The organism is Clostridium sp. AM27-31LB, assembly GCF_003480745.1.
In the GTDB taxonomy this organism is placed as follows: domain Bacteria; phylum Bacillota; class Clostridia; order Lachnospirales; family Lachnospiraceae; genus Butyribacter; species Butyribacter intestini.
This window is the reverse complement of record NZ_QUJS01000004.1, coordinates 70,361-92,097: the sequence shown is the minus strand read 5'-3', so window position 1 is coordinate 92,097 and position 21,737 is coordinate 70,361. Positions and strand designations below refer to the sequence as shown.

Below are 21,737 nucleotides of genomic sequence, written 5' to 3'. Positions count from 1 at the left end.
AAATATTTATATATTTTTAAAGGCGATGACGGAACAAGTAATGTTATCCTGCCATCCAGAGAGAACGGCATTTTGCTGTAAGCCGTTTATGGGCAGATTTCATGAAAACCACTCCCGAGCCGTGCGTAGAAGAAATATTTATCTCAAAATATTTTGAAGCGTGACCGTGTAGCTGCGTTATAAGCTGTAAAAGACATTCCAATTATTTAATTTTATATTATTAACATAATTTAAACGAATGTACTTTTCTAAGTTAAAAATTAAGGTGGAAACGTGCGTAAGCACCCTTAGATATGATTATATTATATCTAAAGGTGTTTTTTGTTTTCCCAAAAATCAAAAAAGGAGATAAAATCAATGGTAAACTTTAAAAATGACGAACAGTTAAACACATTAAACCATTCATGTGCTCATCTTATGGCACAGGCTATCAAACATATTTACCCACAGGCAAAATTCTGGGTTGGTCCTGTAGTCGCTGAGGGATTTTACTATGATGTAGATCTCGGCGAGGATGTTATCCATGATGATGACATCGCTAAGATTGAAAAAGAAATGAAAAAAATCGCAAAATCAGGAAAGAAGATTTTCCGCCGAGAAGTTTCTAAAGCAGAAGCCTTAGAGATGTTTAAGGACGATGAATATAAACTTGACCTCATCTCTGACCTTGAAGACGGAAATATTACGGTTTACGACCAGGGCGATTTCACAGATCTCTGCCGCGGACCTCATGTAGACAATGTAAAGCTCTGCCGCAACTTTAAGCTTATCCGCCATTCAGGTGCTTACTGGAAAGGTGACAGCAACAATAAAGTTCTCCAGAGAATTTATGGTGTATGTTTCCCAACTCCAGAGGAACTTGAAAATCACCTCACACTTCTCGAAGAAGCAAAAGAGAGAGACCACAGAAAAATTGGTAAAGACATGAACCTTTTCATGGTCGATGACCTTGTAGGCCGCGGACTTCCTATGTTCTTACCAAAGGGATATACAATCTGGCAGGAACTTGAAAACTACATTAAAGATAAAGAAAGAGACCTCGGTTATCTCCATGTTATGACTCCATGTGTAGGTACAGTAAACCTCTACAAAACATCAGGTCATTGGGATCACTACAAAGAAAATATGTTCCCTCCTATGGAAATGGAAGGTGAATCATTTGTACTTCGTCCGATGAACTGTCCTCACCACATGATGATATATGCAAACAAAAGACATTCATATAAAGACCTCCCTATCCGCATCGGTGAAATTGCACATGACTTCCGTTATGAATCAAGCGGAACATTAAAGGGAATTGAGCGTGGAAGACATTTCTGCCAGAACGACGCCCATCTCTTTGTAACACCTGAACAGATAAAAGATGAGTTTACAAAGGTTGTAGACCTCATTTTCAGCACATACAAAGACTTTGGTATTGAAAATTACCGCTGTGTACTCTCACTTCGCGACCCTGAGAACAAAGAAAAATACCACGATGATGATGAGATGTGGAACAAGGCAGAATCTGCACTTCGTGATGTAATGAACGGACTCGGCATTGAATATACTGAGGAAATCGGAGAGGCTGCTTTCTACGGACCTAAACTTGATGTTAATGTTCAGCCTGCTGTCGGAAATGAGATTACACTTTCTACCTGCCAGCTTGACTTCTGTCTCCCTGCAAAATTCAACCTCTCATACATTGACAGAGACGGCGAAAAGAAAACACCTGTTGTACTTCACCGTGCAATACTTGGTTCACTCGACCGCTTTATGGCATACATTCTTGAGGAGACAAAAGGAAATCTTCCTACATGGCTTGCTCCTGTGCAGGTTCGTGTAATGCCTGTTAAGACAGATGATGACTCACTTAACGCTTACGCAAAAGAAATATGTGACGCACTCAAAGCAAACAAAGTCCGTGTAGACCTCGATGACCGTTCAGAAAAACTCGGTTACCGTATGCGTGAAGGACAGATTCAGAAAGTACCTTATCTCCTCGTTGTCGGATTTAATGAGAAAGACGAAAGAACAGTTTCATTCCGTCTCCACGGTGAGAAAAAGACTACTGTTCTTCCACTCGATGAGTTTGTTGAGAAACTTGACACTGAGATTAAGGGCAAACTCAGAACACATATCGGGATGTAGTAATAACTGAGCTTAAAATGCACAAAACAACGGCAGGAGTACTGTGTTACTCCTGCCGCTGTTTATTTTATATAGGTAATTGTTAAACAACTATCATAATCATTGATTAAATTGTCTTACAGGCTTAAAATAATATTTAATGGCACTCAGATAACCTATCGTCAGAACACTGCTCAAAGTTTTGTTAAGTATAACATAACAATATATAATAATGTTATGTTATACTTTATTTTGTTATTTAATTTTAGCTACTTTAATCTCACTTATCATATTGCGTAAATGTTCTGCTTCACTGTTCATTTCCTGACTCGCTGCAGCACACTCTTCTGAAGTTGCCGAATTACTTTGTACAACATCATTAATCTGTTCTATTCCTTCATTAATCTGCTGTATTTCTACTGTCTGGTCTGCAAGCGTTTCCGCAATACCGGATACTTCTTCAGTAATCACCTTAGAATTTTTTGCAATTTCCTCAAGCTGTTCTGCTGTCTCTTCTGCAAGTAACATTCCCTTTCCTACCGCATTAACAGATGTTTTAATTAAGGCTGCTGATTCCTTCACCGCCTGTGAACTTTGCTCTGCCAACTGGTTGACCTGATTTGCTACAACTGCAAATCCTTTTCCGGCTTCCCCTGCTCTTGCGGCCTCAATAGAAGCATTTAATGCTAGAAGATTTGTCTGTGACGCAATATCGTTGATTGTCTCAATAATCTTGTCAATCTGCATTGAAGCATTTTTAATTTCAAGCATTGACTTAACCATCTCATGCATCTTTGTATCATTTTCTAATATATCATCTCCAAGTACCACAACTTTTGTACTTATTTCACTTGCTGACTGTGAATTATGTCTTACCTGTTCTGCGACATTCTCAACTGTAGCAGTCAATTCCTCTACTGCAGCGGCCTGGTTTGTGGCACCATCTGCCAATTCTGTTGCACCTGATGATACCTGCTCTGCACCACCTGATACCTGATTTGAAGCCCGTTGTATTCCCTTTACCATTTTCGCCATGCTTGCTTCAAAATCCATAAAGGAATGTAAAATTCCGACAAAATCACCTTTCCACTCCACATTAGGCTGAACATCAAAATTTCCTTCTGAAAACAGCTTCATTGCACGGTCTATATCGTCTACATATGACCCTAAAATACGAATAGATTTACGCATACTATGCGCCAATCGCCCAATTTCATCTTCTGAACGATAATCTAATGTACTATGTAAATTTCCTTCTGTCAATTCCTTTGCAACATCCTCAATAGCATGCAATGGCTCCAAAATACTGCCAAGAACCCTTTTACTGGTTTTTCCTGAAATCATACATGCCATAACTAAAAAGAATACGATAAAACCAACACCTAAGATAGCATATACTACAGTATTTTGCACCGCCTTAGCACTGACTGCATCTGTAATCTCATCTAATTCCTTAGCAATATTTACCAATTTGTTCAATGCCGGTGTACATTTATTAAGAATATCATCCACACCCTGCTGTTGATTTCCTGATTTGATTTCTTCTAATATGGATGAACTAATTTTGCTCCAATCAGATAATGCTGTTGCATATTCTGTATATTTTTCATCATAAACAACACCTTTATTTTTTATTATTTCCAATTGGGAATCAACATCATCCAGTAATTTTGCTATTGTTTTTTCATAACTATCATAAGAAGATGCATCGTCATTTAACGCCATCTCTCTTACATTTCTTGCCGCAGCATTTACATCTACTCTGCACATTTTGACTGCTATATCTGAAGCATTAATTTTTCCAACATAATTTACAACACTTGCAAATAACATACCTATTGCAATAATAGAAAGCAACCCTGAAATAATCATCAGAATAATTACTTTTTTATATCCGTAATTTATCCTTTCTCGTAACTGCATACTTTCAATTTTCTTTTTAACAAATTTGGTGTACATAATTCATAGGTTCCTTTCTTTTTTTATTTTTACTTTTCATAAACATTTTCGACAAATTATATCATCGCTTCGTTAATATTTCTTGCATATTTGTATCCATAAATGATATAATTGTATCAAAAAAAGCAAGGAGGTTCATGCCATGAAAGCTATCGATTACAATTATATTGCCATTATGATAAACAGTTTTTCCGGAGTTCCCGTGCGTATTTATAAAGATAATAAACTAACTTTTTATTATTCCTCAGTTAATCTTATTAAAGATCCCATTGCATTATATCAGTCAGATATTTTAAATATTTCTGAGCATATCGGTTATTTTTTCACAGTACATTTTAGTTACTATGGAATTATCAATTTCAATGAATATAAGATTGTAATTGGTCCGACAAGACAGGTTTCTGATTCTATACCAGAACTATCAGAACTGGCTTGTCAATTGAATATATCAAAAAATGATACTGAAGCTTTTATAATTGCTATGCAGGAAATCAATCATATATCATTAGAACATCTTATGCAGCTTTTATGCTTTTTAAATTACATACTAAACGATGAAAAATATTCCCTTCATGATATTTTTATCAAAAATTCCTTACAGGAACACTTTGCAGAATCAATAAACCGCAATGAGGCTGACAAACTCTTTTTTAATGATTTTTCTGAAAATGATATAATAATTCACAACACTTATGAACTGGAGCAAAATTTAATGAGTATGATAAAAAAAGGAGATTATATCTCTTTATCGGAACTACTTGAAAATTCGCCATTACTCGATACTGGTGTAATAGCTGACAACCAGCTCCGTCAATTAAAAAACATCTTTATTATTACCGCTACAATCGCTTCACGTTCGGCCATCCAGGGCGGCATGACTCCTGACGATGCTTTTAAACTAAGTGATAACTACATTCTCAAATGTGAATTATTAAATGATTATTGTCAAATCAATAACCTCCTGCATTTTATGCTTATAGATTTTGCAAAACGCGTAAATCAATTACATGAAGGAGCTCCTGCATCTAAGCTCGTTTCAGATGTATCAAATTACATCAATCGTCATATGTCAGAAACAATTACCGTGGAAGCCATTGCAAAAGAATTTTTTCTGAGCAGATCCTATCTTTCAAAACTTTTTAAAGCTGAAAGCAATATGTCTCTCTCAGATTTTATACTTACAAAGAAAACAGACGAGGCAAAATACCTTCTCCGCTATACAAATAAATCTTTAACTGACATCAGCCTTAACCTTGGTTTTTCTTCACCCGGTCATTTTTCCCGTGTTTTTAAGAAATATGCATCTATTACTCCCCATAAGTATCGCAAAAAATATATAAACTGACTTTGGTATAAGCTATTCACTAATGCTGTATTCCACAATACATCATCATTTAAGAAATTCGTAAGAAATATCTTGGGAAAATATCAGACTTTTAGTTTAATATATAATCATACTTAAGCTTAAGCAAAGGAGATTCCTATGGAAACTATAAATATACTTGTCGTTGATGATGACAGAGAAATTGTTAATGCTATATGCAAACTGTTAGAAAGCGAGGGTTACAAAACCTTAAAGGCTTACGACGGTTTAGATGCTATAGATATTTTAAATCAGAATACGGTTCATCTCATAATACTTGACATTATGATGCCAAATCAGGACGGACTTACAACTACCATGAAGATACGAAACGAAAAAAACATTCCTATTATATTGCTGTCAGCAAAAACGCAGGAAAGTGATATTGTTCTCGGTCTTTCAATGGGTGCGGATGATTATATATCAAAACCGTATGCTCCGTCAGAGCTTCTGGCAAGGGTAAAGTCACAGACAAGAAGATACTTAAAACTCGGTTCATACGGCAATATTTCTTCAAACGAAGAAATCATAACTAATCTCGGTCTTGAACTGAATGTCACAAAAAAACAGCTTTTTGTCGATGGCGTGGCAGTTAAACTTACGGCAAAAGAATACAAGATTGTCAATTATCTTATGCACAATCTTGGACGGGTATTTTCAGCAGAAGAAATATATGAACATATATGGAATGAAACTGCCTACAGTGTTGAAAATACGGTTATGGTACATATAAGACGAATTCGCGAAAAGATTGAAATAAATCCAAGCGAGCCAAAATATTTAAAGGTGGTGTGGGGAATTGGCTATAAAATTGAAAAATATAACTAAAACTAAAAAACTATACGTACTCAGGTCAAAAAAGAAAAGTATATCAATATTAACTTACATTTCTGTATTTATTCTTATCATTACAGGAATATTATTGATATTGTTTGCACGAAACGGAATTTACCGTGATGCTTTATCTGAAACTGAATATGGACGCTCGGCTGCATACGCAAGACAGATATGCAAAGATATTAAAAAAATATGCAGCTACGAAAACAATGCCGTTGACGGTGCGAAAAAGAGTAAGGAAATGGGCAGGGATTTTTCTTATCTGTATGCAAAAATATATATAAGTGAAAATGTCGATATCTTCATCGACCATGAAGCCTGCAACAATGAGATAAATTTAAAGATGCAGCAGCTTTCAACTACTATAAAGCAGAACAAATTGATGCTCCAGACCTACAATATCCAGCGAAAAGATGCACTCACAAAATGTATTACTGAAAAGTTTGATACATCAACAACACGTGTAGTTGCCGTTTCAAATAATACGAACCTTATTCATTCGGATATTCTCGAAACAAACGGTTATGACTATGAAGATGTGTTTGACTATGAAACAGGCGACTCGGCGGTAATATTACTGATATATAACACTGATATATTTAATGCTCAAAAATCACAATGGCAGACCCTTTGCACCTGTATAAAGATAATAACAACTCTTGCCGTCATATCAGCACTTTATCTTTTGTATATCCATCTTTTCATGAAAGGATATATAACATTTTACGCAAAGGCATTGAGAAAATTTCTTCACAATATACGGATATTTATTACGGGGCATATATATTATCCGCTGTGCACCAAAAAAGGCGTTAAATTCCTTTTTATAAGCTCAACTATATTGGTTGCACTGATTGCCGTTTTTCTTATTATATTTACAATGCTAAGAGAATATTTTATAAATCTTATACCAGTCGGTTACTCATTAAATACGCTTTCTGACTGGGTTCCGGATAAATGGTATAATCTTGCTTATTATGTGACAAGTGACAATTACTGCAGACTGTGCTGCGGCTGTTTTGTAATATATGTTTTAATTTTTGCAATCTACCACTATTTTTCATCAAAAGTCATAAGCTCCTGCAGCCTGCTTGAGAAAGATATTGATGAAATCTACAATGGCAACTACAAATTTGATACGGCAGACGCAGCAGACAGCACATTTTATGAGTCAATATTAAAACTTTCAAATATAGGTGCAGGATTTGAGAAAAGTCTCGCCGAAAAGGTAAAAAGTGAACGCATGAAAACGGAGCTTATAACAAATGTCTCACACGACCTTAAAACTCCGCTCACATCAATCATAAGCTATGTTGACCTGCTTGAAAGACGCGACGACCTGCCGCCTGAAGCAGTAGATTATATAGAAATAATCTCAAAAAAAGCCATTCATTTAAAGAAAATGGTATTTGATGTATTTGAACTTGCAAAGACGGCAAGCGGTGAACTTGTAATTAAAAAAACAAATTTAAGCCTTAACAAACTCATCGTCCAGACTCTCACCGACATGGATGATGCCGTGCAAAAAAGCGGACTTGACATTAAATTAAAAATGCCTGAAAAAGATATTTTCATAAATTCGGATGGAAGCAGACTTTACCGTGTAATGCAGAACATTATAGGAAATGCACTTAAATATTCACTAAAAGGAACACGGATTTTTATAACTGAAACCACCGAAGAAAGTACAGTGAAACTTATACTCAAAAACACTTCATCTTATGAAATGGATTTCACGGAGGAAGAAATACTCGAAAGATTCAGCCGCGGTGACAAGGCAAGAAACACAGAAGGAAACGGACTTGGACTTTCGATAGCCAAAGAATTTACAAATGCCTGCGGTGGCACATTTAAAATAAAAATTGATGGCGACCAGTTCAATGTAATCATCGTTTTTCCCATTGCAGCCGATAAAAACTGATACAAACACTTAATAAAAACTTTTCTTCATAGCTATACTTTTATGATGCAAGGCTCAAAATACCTTTTGACCCCAACATCAATTTTATTGTAACTTTAACTCACAATAATAGCAAAAAATGTGCTGATGTCTTTTTATGGCAACAGCACATTTTTATCTATTGAATCATTTTTTTCATTTTTCTAACTATAATATAATCTATTCACTAATGATGTACTCCCCAATACATCATCAAATGCTTTTTACTTACCTTTCACTGTCAATGTGACATTCTTTCCGGTTAATTTAAGCGTGTATTTATTTCCCTTCTTACTCATAACACTTGCATCTAAAGGCATATATGATTTAACTCCATTTTTGTCCGTGCAGATAAGATACTCTTTCTGCATGGCTTTGATATTTTTAAACTTCATTGTTCCTGCACTTGTAGTCACCGATTCATAACCGGTACAGTCAGTAAACATCTGTACCCAATAAGCCGGGTCTGTATTCATATATCCGACACCAATATATCCAAATTTTGCATTGAGTATATTTGCACGGTCACGCTTAACTTTCATCCAGTCAGACACGACTTTAGCTGCACTGTGCTGACCTTCTGCTATGTTTTCAGCTTCATTTTGATGCTTAAATTCTTCCGAAATTGCAGAGTATGCTGTTTTGCCATTTGGACGGGTATGGTCATATAGCAATACAATCTCTTCTTCACGGATATCGCACGCTTTCTGTAAAGTCTCAGGCATAGTAAACAGCGGAAGTTTATTCGCAAATCTTTCTTTATTTATGGATTTTAGAACACCCCATTCATTTTTATCAACCGAAATCCCATTGTTTGGATATTTTGTCTGCACTTCGGCAGCTGCTGTCGATAACTTATCATTTGCTGCACCTATCTTCTTTGCAGCTTTAAGTATCGAGTTGACTTTGCTCTTTGTGCGGACTCCATTGTAAATTTTTACATTATTGTCTCCGTTTACCAAAACAAAACAAGGCATATCAAGAGAATCTGACTTTGTATAATTCCAGACAAATTCCAGTGATGAATAATTATCAACACATCCATAAATAGAAACCTTCGCCTTTTCTATGGCAGATTTTATGATTTTCTTCATCTTTTTTGAATAAACGCAGTCTGTCTTTGTAATGAGCAGCAGAAATGTTTTTCCTTCACGCGAATATGCATCCGCTTTACCGACCGTAATCTGGGAATAATATTTTGAACTCATATACTTAGGTGCATCTGTTTCAACCGGTGTACCTTTTTTGATTGCCGGAAAATTTTGTTCCAGTACATTCTTGCTCACAAGATTTACATAATCAACCGTTGATGTTTTCTTTTTAACCGCCTTAGTAATCTGAATCGCATTTGAACATTCCCATCCGCCAAGTTTCGCAGCCATTGCTGCTGCCGATGCCGCAGGATAAATCTGTGTCATCCACATAGAACCATCTGTGCGTTCAAGCAGAATCGTGTTTCCACTCTTATTATCCATCCGGTAAGAACTTCTCGCAACATTTGGCAAAAGATCAAGATTAGGCATTGTCTTTCTTCCTGTTGTAGTATTGATTGCACTAAATATCTCGCTTCTGTCATGAAGATAATGAAAAGCAGTTGATTTCTTTTTAAAACTTCTTATAGGCGTGCCATCATCTACATCATTGTCAAACACATATGCATAACCATCAAGTCCTCTGTAACCGCCCGGTACATCTGTGAGATAATCAACCCCTGACTTTAGTACAACAGGTCTTTCATTAGAACAATGATTGTTTACAAGCATAGATACAACATTGCTGTCCTCAGGCACAAATCCGGCAAAGTTTCCATTGTCAAATCCTGAAGTTTTTATGCTCTGATACACTGGAAATATATGTCTTATAAGAGACTTTGTACCTTTACTATCCGTCATAGTACCCATATTTTCAGTATCCTGTAAACCAAATGCCCACATCCGACCGTCAGCATTTTCAACAAAACCGGTCTTTGCAACTTCAATAGTTCCGGTCGCTGAGTTGATTGAATCTTTCTGCCTTGTGTAATACTCATACGGAAAAACACGCACTGCATTCGATGTTAAAAGTTCAAGTTTAAGATTAAGTGTATAGGATTGTGAAAATGACCCCTTACTTGGATCCATCGTATATCCACCGATTTCAACATCTTCTACCCAGCGATAGAATTTACCGTTTTTAGTACATACACCACCCGGAACGATAGTCGTTACATTTTTCATCTCCCCATATGTAAGTCCCTTTTTATAATATTTTTCTTCGCCGAGGTATGTGTAACCCATCGTGAAAATGCCGTCATTTTTCAATACACCGATAACTCTGCCATAGCAGTGTTCAGAAAATGCTTTACAGTCAGTCGCTATAGTCTTTCCGCTTTTGATTTCTTTTACTTCTCCGTCATTTGTCAGATAATGCAGCATACCCGCCTGTTTAACACCTTTTGCAAGCTCTTTCATTTCATAATTGCTTGAAATACCATAGAGTGTACCATCTGAAGCTAAAACTGTTCTCCTTGTAACTCCGTCAGCCACCGAAATAACATTCTCCGAGTAATCCGTAACATTCTCAACTTTGTTCATGACACTTGGATCTACATCACCTTTTTTGTGTCCGACCTGATAATATGTATTATCAGGAGCAATAAATTCATTGACACTTAATATGTTGTTTGTCATGTACTGTGGTGTGCCCTTAAGTTCAGCATTTTGTGTATATTTATAATCTAATTTACTGTCTGTAGAACTTATAAGATTATCCGCAACACTTTTGTCATCCAGCCATATATGTTCAGCATTAAAATGCGTATAAACACTTGAACTCTTATCGTCTGTTCCTTTAAACAGATTGTCCTGTGTTGAGAAAAAAATGGAACAGGTATATCCCTGCGGCATGGAACAGGTAACAAACTGTCCATCAGGTCCTGCTGCCATGATAGCCGCAGCCGGACTAACAGTTCTGACAAAGTTCTTGTCTTCGTCATAAAGATCAACAGAAATAATGATGCTGTCCTTTGTAAGCCACTTTCTCGTATTCTCATAAATCACTGCATTAGGATCCCCCATTACCTGCAGATAGTCATTTTCTTTAAGGTCGAAATATCTCATTATATCAGCCTTTTTCAAAGTTCCAACAGTACCAAGATAATTTATCTTAAAAAACTGTCCCTGCATCTCACTTCGCTTAAGTTCATCCGCAAATATAATGGTCTCTGCTGTTTCATCCTTAAATCTGGTACCGATAGAAAAACTGTAACTTACTCCTTGCGTAACGCTGAACGGACTTACCTTTGCAGAATATGCCTGATTGACCGGAATGTATCTGTCAAATAAAGTCTCTGTTTCCTCCGCTGCAGACCTGCGTGCCGGCATAATCGGCAAAACGCTAAAAAACATAACCAAAACCAATAACAATGACATAATACGCTTCTTCATATCTATCACATCTCCTTTCTTAATCCCCAAAATAATGCCACGGATTGCTTCATTGCATCACATTATACTACCCGCCACTCTTTTATTGTGATACCCTGCACGAATCGACCCAAAATCCGTCCAAATCTACCCCCGAAATTCACAAAAAAGACAAAAAGTTGTTTATAATTAACTGAAAAAAAGTGCAACACGCTACATTACGAACATTTTCCTATACATTAAAAACAGGCTGTGCACTAACGATTAAAAATCATCAATGCACAACCACATCTAAAATCTTTCTACATTTTGAAGACTTAGGAATTTACAATCTACTTATGAGCATAACAGATAAAGAGGTTTTTAAAGATTATTATAATGACACTCTCGGTGAGCTTATAGAATACGATAAAAATAACGACAGCAATATACTTGAAGTTTTAAAATATTATCTTGAAAATAACGGCAGTGTGCAAAAAACTGCGGAACACTTTTATGTGCACCGCAATTCAATAAATTACAGATTAAACAAAGTACAGGATATACTCGACATGGATATATCTGACCTAGACAACCGCATACAATTGCGGCTTGCTTTTATGGTAAGAGATATGCTTGACTGATTACTCTTTCTCAAATATATCTCTTTTTCTAAATTTCAGATAACCCCATATAATACATATCAAACTTGCAGCTATCAGTACAAAAAAACATTGAACCGTACTAAATCCACTTTTAAGTACAGGCTTCATACGGTATGGCATACCAAGATTCCCAACCAGCAGCCATGACTTCTTATAGGCAGATGCTACAAGCCATATAAACATTATAATAAATACATACACCGGTCTGATATACAAACTTAACACCATCTGTATAATACTTAAAAACAATGCCATAAGTAATGGCAGGATTAACACCGCCACATATAAATTTCTATTCCCAAATTTCATAAAAGACTCGGTTGCCTGTGATTTCATAATATCCAAAGTCGGTTTAAAATTTACAGCAACATTCCTTGAAATACAATAGATAAGTACAGTACAAAAACTCACAAAAAAATAGCATAATGTATAACTTATACTCCACATCAGCTTGCTTATCCACCAGTTTAACCTGCTCTTAGAATGAACAAGAACCTGATAACCCCATCCTTTTAAATCACTCAACATATAATTGTTGACACCGATAAGCAAAAAAGTAATAAAACATATCCATCTTATCGGAATTACAAATGAATTATACCAGTCAAATTTATATGCCTGACAGCCATCTACAAGATAAATCCAATAATCCATAAATGTACCGTTTGATATATTTTCCGTTTTCTGATGTTCTATAATTGATGAGTGTATCCCCGTGCAGGAAAAAAATGCTGCCAGAACCGAAAGTATAAGATAAAGTTTTCTGTGCCATATTCCCTCCAGCCAATCATGCTTAAACATCTTCATTATTTTCACTATCCGTCACCCCTTTTCAACAATCCTGCCCTGCTGCATACAAATAATATCATCTGCAAGCAACTGCATTTCCTCTTTATCATGGCAGGCAACCAGAACTACCCTGTTTTCATCACGCAGTCCAAGTATCAACTGTCTTATCTGCTCAACTCCCTCGCCATCAATCGCATTTATCGGCTCATCGAGAAGTACGATCTCAGGACTTCCCATAATGGCAGCCGCAATGCCAAGTCTTTGTTTCATTCCAAGTGAATATTTTCCAAACTTTTTATCTGCCGCATCTTTAAGCCCGACTTTCTCCAACAAATCTTTTATCTCTCCATCAGACACCTTATCATCAAGCATTGCGAGCATTTTCAGATTTTCATATCCCGAATATCTTGGCAAAAAAGACGGGTTTTCAATAAGAACCCCTATACTTTCAGGTATTGAAATATCCCTATGAAGCACTTTTCCATTTATGATTATACTTCCGCGTGTCGGTATCACAAGTCCTGCTATACTGCGCATGAGCATCGTCTTTCCACATCCGTTTTTTCCCTGAATACCATATATCTTTCCGCCTGTAAGCGTTATATTTACATTGTCAAGAATAACATTCTTCTTTATTTCCTTATAAAGGTCTTTAATCTCTATTTTCAAAACTTCTCCCTCCCAATCTTATAATCAGCACATATTTACTATTTTTCACATCCATATTGCAATAAACAATGATTGCAGCCTATACCGTCCACATCTTTACCATTTAACAATTTTTCACACTATCCGCTCCCGCTTTTTATTCAGCACAACGAAAAATCCGAAGCACAACAGTATTGCGGCAAAAATCTCAGCAAATACAGAAAACATACTTCTTCCCTTTATATACTCTGTCATCATAGGATTCATAATATTGGACGGAACATATTTTTCTATTTTTAATTCCATTGCGACATAATCAAATGAAATGTTAAATAAAAATGGAAAAAACATTACAAAAAGACTATTTTTAGCGGCAAATGAAACACATAACGATAATGTTGCAAAAACACCGCCACAAAGCATTATGATAAGCAGATATACTCCAAAATAAAGAAACGGTTTTTCATAATACCAGTCAGACATATTGTTTAGCTGATTGACAAAATTATGTCTTGCAAGCTGATTTGGTTTTATCGCCGGAACATAAAGTAAATTCATCATAAAGCTAAAGACATAAGGAAGTCCCGCTGCAATTCCCCCTGAAATAAATGTAACTATGAACTTACATACCAGATAAATCTCTTTCTTCTTTTTAATATATATATTTTTTAAATATCCTGAGTCCTCATCTTCAAAAAAGCTTGTCCCAAACGGCAATACGGCAATTATAGGCAACAGATAAAAATAAACTCCGTTCCAAAAAGTGTACTGTTCACCGCCTATAAATCCCTCAAAAATATTTGCAGGATATATTCCAAGCACACTCTGACCTGCCTTTAACAGCTTGACAGCTTCTTTATCCGTTATGATACCACCATATTCATTATGCAAAAAACATATACAAAATGCAGTAAAATGACCTGCCGCCAATATAAGTGAGATTAAAAAAGCCGCTTTGAAACCTCTGCCCTTCATACATCTTTTCAGCTCAAATCGAAACATTTTATCACCTCACCCTCATAAATATTCCACCGGCTGCCTGACCTTTTTCCAGATTATAATTTTCACTGTCAGCATCCGCTAAACTTATATACAGCTTTTTACTATCATCCCCAATATAATACCTATAAGATTTATCCTTATCGTTATGATTTTCAGCTAGATAGAATATACTCTTTACATTGACCTCAGAACCGGCACCAACCGTATAACTTGAACTATTTTTTTTATGCTTAATCTTTTTGTCCATACTCATAAAATAATATTCATTATACCTCTTTCCAATATAATTATGTAAAAATGGATAAAAGTATATCGTTCTGTCTCTTTTTGTGTCATTGACAAATGTGAAATTTACAACAACAATACTAAAATCTGCTTTCTTGTTGCCATACCTGTCAGACCAGATTATTTTATCATCTTTCCCAATGCAGGCTTTGTTAAACATTCCTCCATCAACATCCTCGCCAAGTTCCTTATATCCACTAAACTTTTTCCGATATATCTCACAAGACTCCGCATATACCTTAATACCATTTTTTACATATGGTTCATCCTGTTTTAATATGGTGTTCTCCTTAGTGTCAGGCAATGAGACTTCCTCGGTATCATTTTTAACGAGGTCCTCATAGATAAGTTTCGCATCATCATCCGCTTTTACATATTCTGTATGCGACAATTTTATATTTTTCATCACAGGATACCCCGATACCATAATAGAGTTATCCATATTTTGCAGATTTTTATAAATGTCTTTATCAAAAACCCTGTCGCTTATCTGATATACCAGTTTAACCTTATATGAACATTGGGATTTCACGCCTATCCCCGAAGCCTTATTTATGTATTCCACCTCTGTCGGATAAAAATCAAAAGCATAATTTTTATCAACATACAGTTTATATTCAAAATATGGGATTTCTTCTGTCTTGTCACCTGTATTTGTAACTTTTAGAACGATAAAAAAGATTTTCTTATATGAGCGTAAAACATCATTTCCCCCATCAAATTTTTCATAATAACTTCCTTTATATGTATATAAATCCCTGATTTCAGGATATTCTTTAACATATTCTGCCACATCATATAACTTCTGCTCCGCCACCTCAATTTTAAGATTTCCTGCCTGCACAGATTTACTGTCCGAAACATATTTAACCTCAGCCTTAGCATTGTCTTTGTTTACATATGATATACGCACCATATAACAACATACCAAAATAATGCTGACAAAAGTCATAGCTATGTATCTTAATTTTTTGTTCATTTTACCACTTCTCCTTCTTAAGTTCCCACCTTATTATACGCTATATTATTATCGTTTTTTAAGCAATCATGCCTACGCCATTTTTCTCCTTTTCTCAACAATCCCAAGTATCAACAGACATACTCCGACAAAAATATATCCCTTAACATCCCTGAAATCATTTAACCTAAACTTTTCCCATATCTCATCAAGTATCGACTGCGACAACAGCGTATATCCTAATACAGATACCACCGCCGCAAGTATAGACCTGAATGTGAATGTCATAAATATTATCAGACCAAAATAAAATACACTCTGAGCCATAAACATTTCTATTGTATCAACATCAACTTTCCAAACTTTAACCGCAAACACAGAAATAGGAATAATGCTTAAAATATATATTGCAAAGTAAAAAAACATCTCCGGCATCTTATTTTTGTCGTATATCCTTATAACCTCACTCCCAATCCCTTCAACATATTCCTGCAATATAAGTATCATCCACCATACCGACATAAAAGGAATAAAATATGAACCGTTTTCTGCAAAATAATAATCTTCCTTATTCATATATGAAGCATTTGCACAAACTACTACAAATAACGGCAATACTATGTAATTGACTATAAACGGGAGATATTTTGTTTTTCCAAGTCCTCTCCATTCAAGTCTTATCTTTTCAAACCACGCACCTAATCTTCTTTCAGTAAACATAAATAACCATCCTCCACTGTGGGCTCAATACCATCTTCAATGACATTTTTTGTAATAACACGATATATTTTTCTTCCATCCTTTATATATGACTTCTCTACGAAAAGTATATTGTCATCAGCAAGAGCTTCTTCCGGTATCTCTATTATCCTGTTTTTTGCACATTCCTGTATCTGCTCGACCGTTCCCTGCTTTTTTATCTTTCCGTCACTTGCTATAAGCACACTCTCACAGCACGCCTCAACATCCTCAACTATATGTGTTGATATGAGTACGATACTATTGCCCGTGAGATTATTTATGATATTTTTAAATCTCATTCTCTCCTCAGGGTCAAGTCCTGCCGTAGGTTCGTCAAGCAGGATAACATCAGGTTCACCGAGTATTGCCTGTGCAATGCCAACTCTCCTAACCATTCCTCCCGAAAGCTTTCTGTTCTTTTCATCCTTTTTATCATAAAGATTTACCTGCTTCAGGCAGCTATCAATCGCAGCTTTTCTATCTTTCTTTGAAATCTTCTTAAGATTGCAAAAATATTCCATCATCTGGTAAACCGTAAGCTCCGGAAACAGCCCAAACTGCTGTGGCAGATAACCTATCTTTATTTTTTGTTTTTTTATATTTTTTCCATTAAATAAAATCTCACCGTTATATGTATAAATATCTGCAATACAACGCATCAAAGTTGTCTTTCCGACACCGTTTGGTGCCAGGATAGCATATACCCCACTTTCCAAAGTACAGCTCAATTTTTTTAATACCTCATTCTTTTTAAACTTCTTTTCTATATTGCATATTTCCAATCTGTTTTTTATTTTCGAACTCATTTTTCACCCTCCATATAAAATTAATACATCTTTCCTGTCTCCAAATAATCAGCGACACTTATGAGATTTCCATAGACAGAATCCTCATTTGCATAATTATAACTCTCTCCACCATTATCAATTAAAAACAGTTTAATGTTTTTATTTTTATATTTCTTCAAACCCTTTAATACAATTTTAAAATCTTCTTTATTATACTTTGGATCTTGTGCCCTATCTAATCTTGAATAAACAATATGTACTCCTTTGTATTCTTTTTCAATGAGATATGGTGACCCAAGTATTGTTAATGTTGTACTGTCTCCTTTAAAATACTGCGTTTTTCCTATACTTTTATATTCGTTCAAGTTACTTATCACCCTATAATTACCCTTTAATGATATTTTTACATTAAACTTTGCTTTATTCTCCAGGTAATTTTTCTCTGTCATCTGTTCCTCTCCATCATATATAATATGCCATCCCGGTATTGGATAATAAACAAATCCTCCCGGAAGTTTCAATGCCTGGGTTGTTGAATAAAAAAATCTTGAAAAACCCGAATACTCAAATTTTATTTTTTCAATTTTACCAGCCGGATTATATATTTCAATATAGTCTCCACCTTTTCTCACATAATCAAGCTTTTCACCTTTCTCATTCGTTATGTTTTTTATATTATAACCATGATATAATGTGAATTTATAACTCTTTTTACACTTATTATCAGGAATAACAATAACTTTCCCGTCTAAAACATCGGAAACTTTATAATCCATGTCATATGACAAAACTTTAAAATCCGTTTTGCTCTTTTTAACACTCTTAATCAATTCTTTATTTTTTTCAACATAGTTTGATTGAAAATCAGAATAATATATACTATCGTGATGCCAAGAATCTATTATATAAAATCCAAAAAGATTATAACTTGCTCCGCATGGCCTTACAGATAAAATAAACAATGAAAGTGTTAAAAGAACGTATATAACTGAATATATTTTTATTCTAAATTTCCTCACAGCTATTATGGTAAGACAAAATAAAATCCAAAATAACATCCTGTAAATATTTATATTTTCCATTGTCAAGAAATAGTTTCTATCTATTATCATCCCAGCACATCTGTAAAATAATCCAAAAATTAACAAATAATTACTTACTAATTCATTATCTGAAAACAAAGACAGAATAAACTGCATAAATGTATCACTAAACACAAAATAAAACATTATCAACAAACATATCCCAGTCAACCTTTTAGAAGCCTGTGCTGCAAGCATCCCTAAAAACATTGCCACTATCAACAATAAAAACACATAAACAGCAATAACTTTGAATGTATATAGATAAAAATCATAATCAACTATATTTTTCATCCTGTAATATCTCATTGTACCTACAAGAATATATACAGCAGAAAGAAAATCAATAGCAAGTATTATCGCTGCTTTGCTTAAATTTTCCCTAATAAGTCCCATTTTATTTACTAATATACATTCTTCAATCCTACATTTTTTATTTTCATTAAAAATTATATATGATATAACCATAAAAGAGAAAAATAGTATCGGTATTATTTTAACAATATTTATCAGTTCAAGTTCAGGACTTGTATCTAGTTTCATACTGCTGTCCATATAAACAAACAGCGTAATCCATAAAAAGATAAATGCAGTAACTCCAATAATAATAGGATTTTTTATTATTTTTCTTAAGTTCAAACTAATCATGATAACTTCTACTCCTTTATAACAGCCATCCTGCATAATTTTTCTTATACAGAACAGCCCATTTTCAAAAATTTGCCCGACAAACATTGATTATACTTTTATATCAAAAACAATTACACCTTAACATATTAAAAGCTTCTTGTGTAAAATCATGTCTAAATGGTCGTATTTTATGCTTAAATGGTCAAATATTAATGAATTATGTTAATTACACATATCCTTTGTTGAAAACATTATCACTTTTTATATTATTTGTCAAATACTATTTACTAAAAGGTATTTATGTTATACTATTTATTATAGTTTATATTGACATATAAAATTACTTGTAATACTATTAAATAGTGTACTGTATTTTTTGAAAAATGATGACATATCGCATTAAATATAGTACACTGTTCACAGAAAGGTGAATGATTATGCCGAAAACAACGAGAAACAAAAATAATATAAAACATGGAACCATAGAATTAGTTCTATTATTGCTTTTGCAAAAAGAACAAAAATATGGCTATCAGCTTTCTCAGGAACTTTCTGAATTTAGTGAGGGAAAGTATGAGCTTAAGGAGACCACCATGTATCCGACATTATATCGTCTCACACAAAATGGTTACCTAAGTTTTGAACAGGTCAAGGTGGGCATCAAAAGAACCAGAGTTTACTACCTTATTACTGATGCCGGTCGCGAATATCTGCAAAAAATCATTGATGAATACAATACAATAACACAGGCAATCAGTTTGATTATGCAGAAAACCGGAACCATATCCTGACTGAAATCTGATTTTTAATATATAAAAACAACTACGGGCACTATAAAATATAAGAGGAAAAATTATGAAACATAAAAAAAATAAAGCACTTAAAAAATATCTCCATGATGTTAAAAAAGACTGTCATGGCAATTATAAATCAAAAAAACTATTTATAGAACAGTTAAAGGACTCTTTAACAACATATACAGAGGAAAATACAGACTATACATATGAAGATTTACAACTTACATTTGGAAATCCTCAGGAATTGAGCACTTTCTACGAAATACCTTCAATAGCTGCAACAGTCAAAAAAGCATTTCGTAGAGCAATTGCGTTTTCTATTATTACAGTCAGTATATTTCTTATAGTACACACAGCTAAATACTTTTATGAAAGCTGGGATTATTCAAGAGGATATGATATTGAAATACAGGGGGCTCCTGATGAGATTGACAATAATATAAATCCTTTTACCCATGAGACAGATCCACCTGCAATAAAAACTTACAATTTTGGAACTGACTATGCTAAATAAAACAGGAGCAGCTATATGATTACAACACGACAGATAAAAAAAATAGTAAAACAGGCTTACCCTTTCAATAAATACCCTTTTGCTGAAAGGCGTAAATTACGCAGACTCCTTACTGATGAAATACTCAGTTATCTTGAAGAACACCATGATACTACATGTGATGATTTAAAAAAACTATTTATCAATGAAGAACTTGCTTTTTTATCTGACACACCAAAATTTCAGATTAACCTAAAAATTTTATTTTTGATTTTTATAATAATTGTTTTAATTTGTATAGTTGTTATATTTATTGCTAATCAACTACATCCACCTATATATTATTATAGAATAAAATAAATGTGTTTAACACTTATTAGTTATAAAATATTTAAAACAAAGACCGTATATATCGTCACTTATATATGCGGTCTTTGTTAGTATATAACACCATCAAGGAAGTCCATTCTACCCTTTCAAAACAACCACCTTTTCCTCAACCTTATCATTCTCAACAAGTTTAATCACAACTCCCTTATAAATACTGCCATTATCATCATTATCTTTGAGATAATCTTTTCCGTTTTTAATCAACAGCTCTTTGAGTTTCTTTTTATTTTCCTGTTTCACGACAACTGCCGTTGCCATATACCATTCTCCGTCAATTTTTTCTCCTGTTTTCTTATCATTATAAGTGTATTCTCCATCTTCAAGGCAGTCGAAAAAGTATCTTGTATTTTTAATATCATTATTTTTAATGCCTTTTAAAACAGACTCCGAAGCATCCATGCTGTCAGATTTCACCGACTTTTTATCCTCTTTAAGCTGTGCCGTCGTACTCCTGTCATAGTCCGCATATCCTATGGACACATCCTTTATTGCCTTACCGCTCTTATCATCAACCTCACATTCATACATGACTACATTTGATGAGCCGTTATCCATATATTTTACCAATGATGCTTCGGCGATTTTTAAAGCCTGTTTGTTTGTCACATTCCCCTTAGCCCTGACTTTTATCTTGCCGCCCCATCCTTTTATTTCTTTACCATCTCCTGATAAATACTTCACTTCCTTATAATCCACACCACTCGATTTTACTTCAAAATTCTTTGTAAAATCCTGTGAAGCAAAATATTCTGCCGATATATCCGCAAAAGAAATATCAGCTTTTTCACTCTTGTTTTCATTCTTTGAACATCCGGTAACTATGCTTATCATCAGAAAAAATACCAAGACCATAAATTTCTTTTTCATACCAAGACCTCA

18 protein-coding genes are annotated in these 21,737 nt (G+C 34.5%); 8 read left to right on the top strand and 10 right to left on the bottom strand.

Annotated elements, in window-relative coordinates:
• The first annotated feature begins 357 nt into the window (after window positions 1–357).
• Entirely contained in the window at window positions 358–2,130 is a 1,773-nt protein-coding gene (thrS, locus tag DW721_RS07585) for a threonine--tRNA ligase (protein ID WP_055940763.1), read from the top strand.
• Between the two features lie 234 nt (window positions 2,131–2,364).
• Here thrS and DW721_RS07580 read toward each other — a convergent pair whose 3' ends face one another.
• The gene (locus DW721_RS07580; protein ID WP_118745373.1) at window positions 2,365–4,068 is read right to left on the bottom strand and encodes a methyl-accepting chemotaxis protein; all 1,704 of its coding nucleotides are present in this window, start codon (window positions 4,066–4,068) and stop codon (window positions 2,365–2,367) included.
• 142 nt (window positions 4,069–4,210) lie between these two features.
• On the opposite strand from DW721_RS07580, the gene DW721_RS07575 reads away from it, so the two are divergent.
• The 3 genes from DW721_RS07575 (at window position 4,211) to DW721_RS07565 (ending at window position 8,189) form a co-directional block, all read left to right on the top strand.
• Complete coding sequence (locus tag DW721_RS07575; RefSeq protein ID WP_118745372.1) at window positions 4,211–5,413, top strand: helix-turn-helix domain-containing protein; 1,203 nt, start codon at window positions 4,211–4,213, stop codon at window positions 5,411–5,413.
• Window positions 5,414–5,551: 138 nt separating this feature from the next.
• The gene (locus DW721_RS07570) at window positions 5,552–6,259 is read left to right on the top strand and encodes a response regulator transcription factor (protein ID WP_022013932.1); all 708 of its coding nucleotides are present in this window, start codon (window positions 5,552–5,554) and stop codon (window positions 6,257–6,259) included.
• Entirely contained in the window at window positions 6,231–8,189 is a 1,959-nt protein-coding gene (locus DW721_RS07565) for a HAMP domain-containing sensor histidine kinase (RefSeq protein WP_118745371.1), read from the top strand. Before DW721_RS07570 ends, DW721_RS07565 begins: the two co-directional genes overlap by 29 nt.
• Window positions 8,190–8,431: 242 nt before the next feature.
• Here DW721_RS07565 and DW721_RS07560 read toward each other — a convergent pair whose 3' ends face one another.
• The gene (locus DW721_RS07560) at window positions 8,432–11,632 is read right to left on the bottom strand and encodes a CAP domain-containing protein (protein ID WP_118745370.1); all 3,201 of its coding nucleotides are present in this window, start codon (window positions 11,630–11,632) and stop codon (window positions 8,432–8,434) included.
• Between the two features lie 317 nt (window positions 11,633–11,949).
• Between DW721_RS07560 and DW721_RS07555 the strand changes: the two genes are divergently transcribed.
• Window positions 11,950–12,234 (top strand): helix-turn-helix domain-containing protein, encoded by a 285-nt coding sequence (locus DW721_RS07555; RefSeq protein WP_118499947.1) that lies wholly within the window; start codon window positions 11,950–11,952, stop codon window positions 12,232–12,234.
• Here DW721_RS07555 and DW721_RS07550 read toward each other — a convergent pair whose 3' ends face one another.
• The 7 genes from DW721_RS07550 to DW721_RS07520 form a co-directional block, all read right to left on the bottom strand.
• Window positions 12,235–13,071 carry a hypothetical protein gene (locus tag DW721_RS07550; RefSeq protein WP_118745369.1) on the bottom strand — a complete coding sequence of 279 codons (837 nt, stop codon included), beginning with the start codon at window positions 13,069–13,071 and terminating at the stop codon, window positions 12,235–12,237. It abuts the gene before it with no gap.
• A 6-nt stretch (window positions 13,072–13,077) separates the two neighbouring features.
• The gene (locus DW721_RS07545) at window positions 13,078–13,713 is read right to left on the bottom strand and encodes an ATP-binding cassette domain-containing protein (protein ID WP_022013936.1); all 636 of its coding nucleotides are present in this window, start codon (window positions 13,711–13,713) and stop codon (window positions 13,078–13,080) included.
• A gap of 114 nt (window positions 13,714–13,827) precedes the next feature.
• A complete protein-coding gene (locus DW721_RS07540; protein WP_118745368.1) occupies window positions 13,828–14,694 on the bottom strand; it encodes a hypothetical protein in 867 nt (288 codons plus the stop codon).
• Window positions 14,695–14,698: 4 nt separating this feature from the next.
• A complete protein-coding gene (locus DW721_RS07535) occupies window positions 14,699–15,958 on the bottom strand; it encodes a hypothetical protein (protein WP_118745367.1) in 1,260 nt (419 codons plus the stop codon).
• Window positions 15,959–16,030: 72 nt separating this feature from the next.
• Window positions 16,031–16,657, bottom strand: coding sequence for a hypothetical protein (locus DW721_RS07530; RefSeq protein WP_147353229.1), 627 nt, complete (start codon window positions 16,655–16,657; stop codon window positions 16,031–16,033).
• Window positions 16,636–17,484, bottom strand: coding sequence for an ATP-binding cassette domain-containing protein (locus DW721_RS07525; protein WP_118745366.1), 849 nt, complete (start codon window positions 17,482–17,484; stop codon window positions 16,636–16,638). The genes DW721_RS07530 and DW721_RS07525 overlap by 22 nt, the downstream gene beginning before the upstream one ends.
• 20 nt (window positions 17,485–17,504) lie before the next feature.
• On the bottom strand, window positions 17,505–19,196 hold the full coding sequence (locus DW721_RS07520; protein WP_147355389.1) for a hypothetical protein: 1,692 nt from the start codon (window positions 19,194–19,196) through the stop codon (window positions 17,505–17,507).
• Between the two features lie 419 nt (window positions 19,197–19,615).
• Between DW721_RS07520 and DW721_RS07515 the strand changes: the two genes are divergently transcribed.
• The 3 genes from DW721_RS07515 (at window position 19,616) to DW721_RS07505 (ending at window position 20,828) form a co-directional block, all read left to right on the top strand.
• Window positions 19,616–19,969, top strand: a complete 354-nt coding sequence (locus DW721_RS07515) for a PadR family transcriptional regulator (RefSeq protein WP_182436259.1) — start codon at window positions 19,616–19,618, stop codon at window positions 19,967–19,969.
• Window positions 19,970–20,033: 64 nt separating this feature from the next.
• A complete protein-coding gene (locus DW721_RS07510) occupies window positions 20,034–20,489 on the top strand; it encodes a hypothetical protein (protein WP_118745363.1) in 456 nt (151 codons plus the stop codon).
• 15 nt (window positions 20,490–20,504) lie between these two features.
• Window positions 20,505–20,828: a hypothetical protein gene (locus tag DW721_RS07505; RefSeq protein WP_118745362.1), complete on the top strand. Its 324-nt coding sequence runs from the start codon at window positions 20,505–20,507 to the stop codon at window positions 20,826–20,828.
• A 108-nt stretch (window positions 20,829–20,936) separates the two neighbouring features.
• On the opposite strand, the gene DW721_RS07500 is transcribed toward DW721_RS07505, so the two are convergent.
• Window positions 20,937–21,725, bottom strand: coding sequence for a hypothetical protein (locus DW721_RS07500; protein WP_118745361.1), 789 nt, complete (start codon window positions 21,723–21,725; stop codon window positions 20,937–20,939).
• Between the last annotated feature and the right edge of the window lie 12 nt (window positions 21,726–21,737).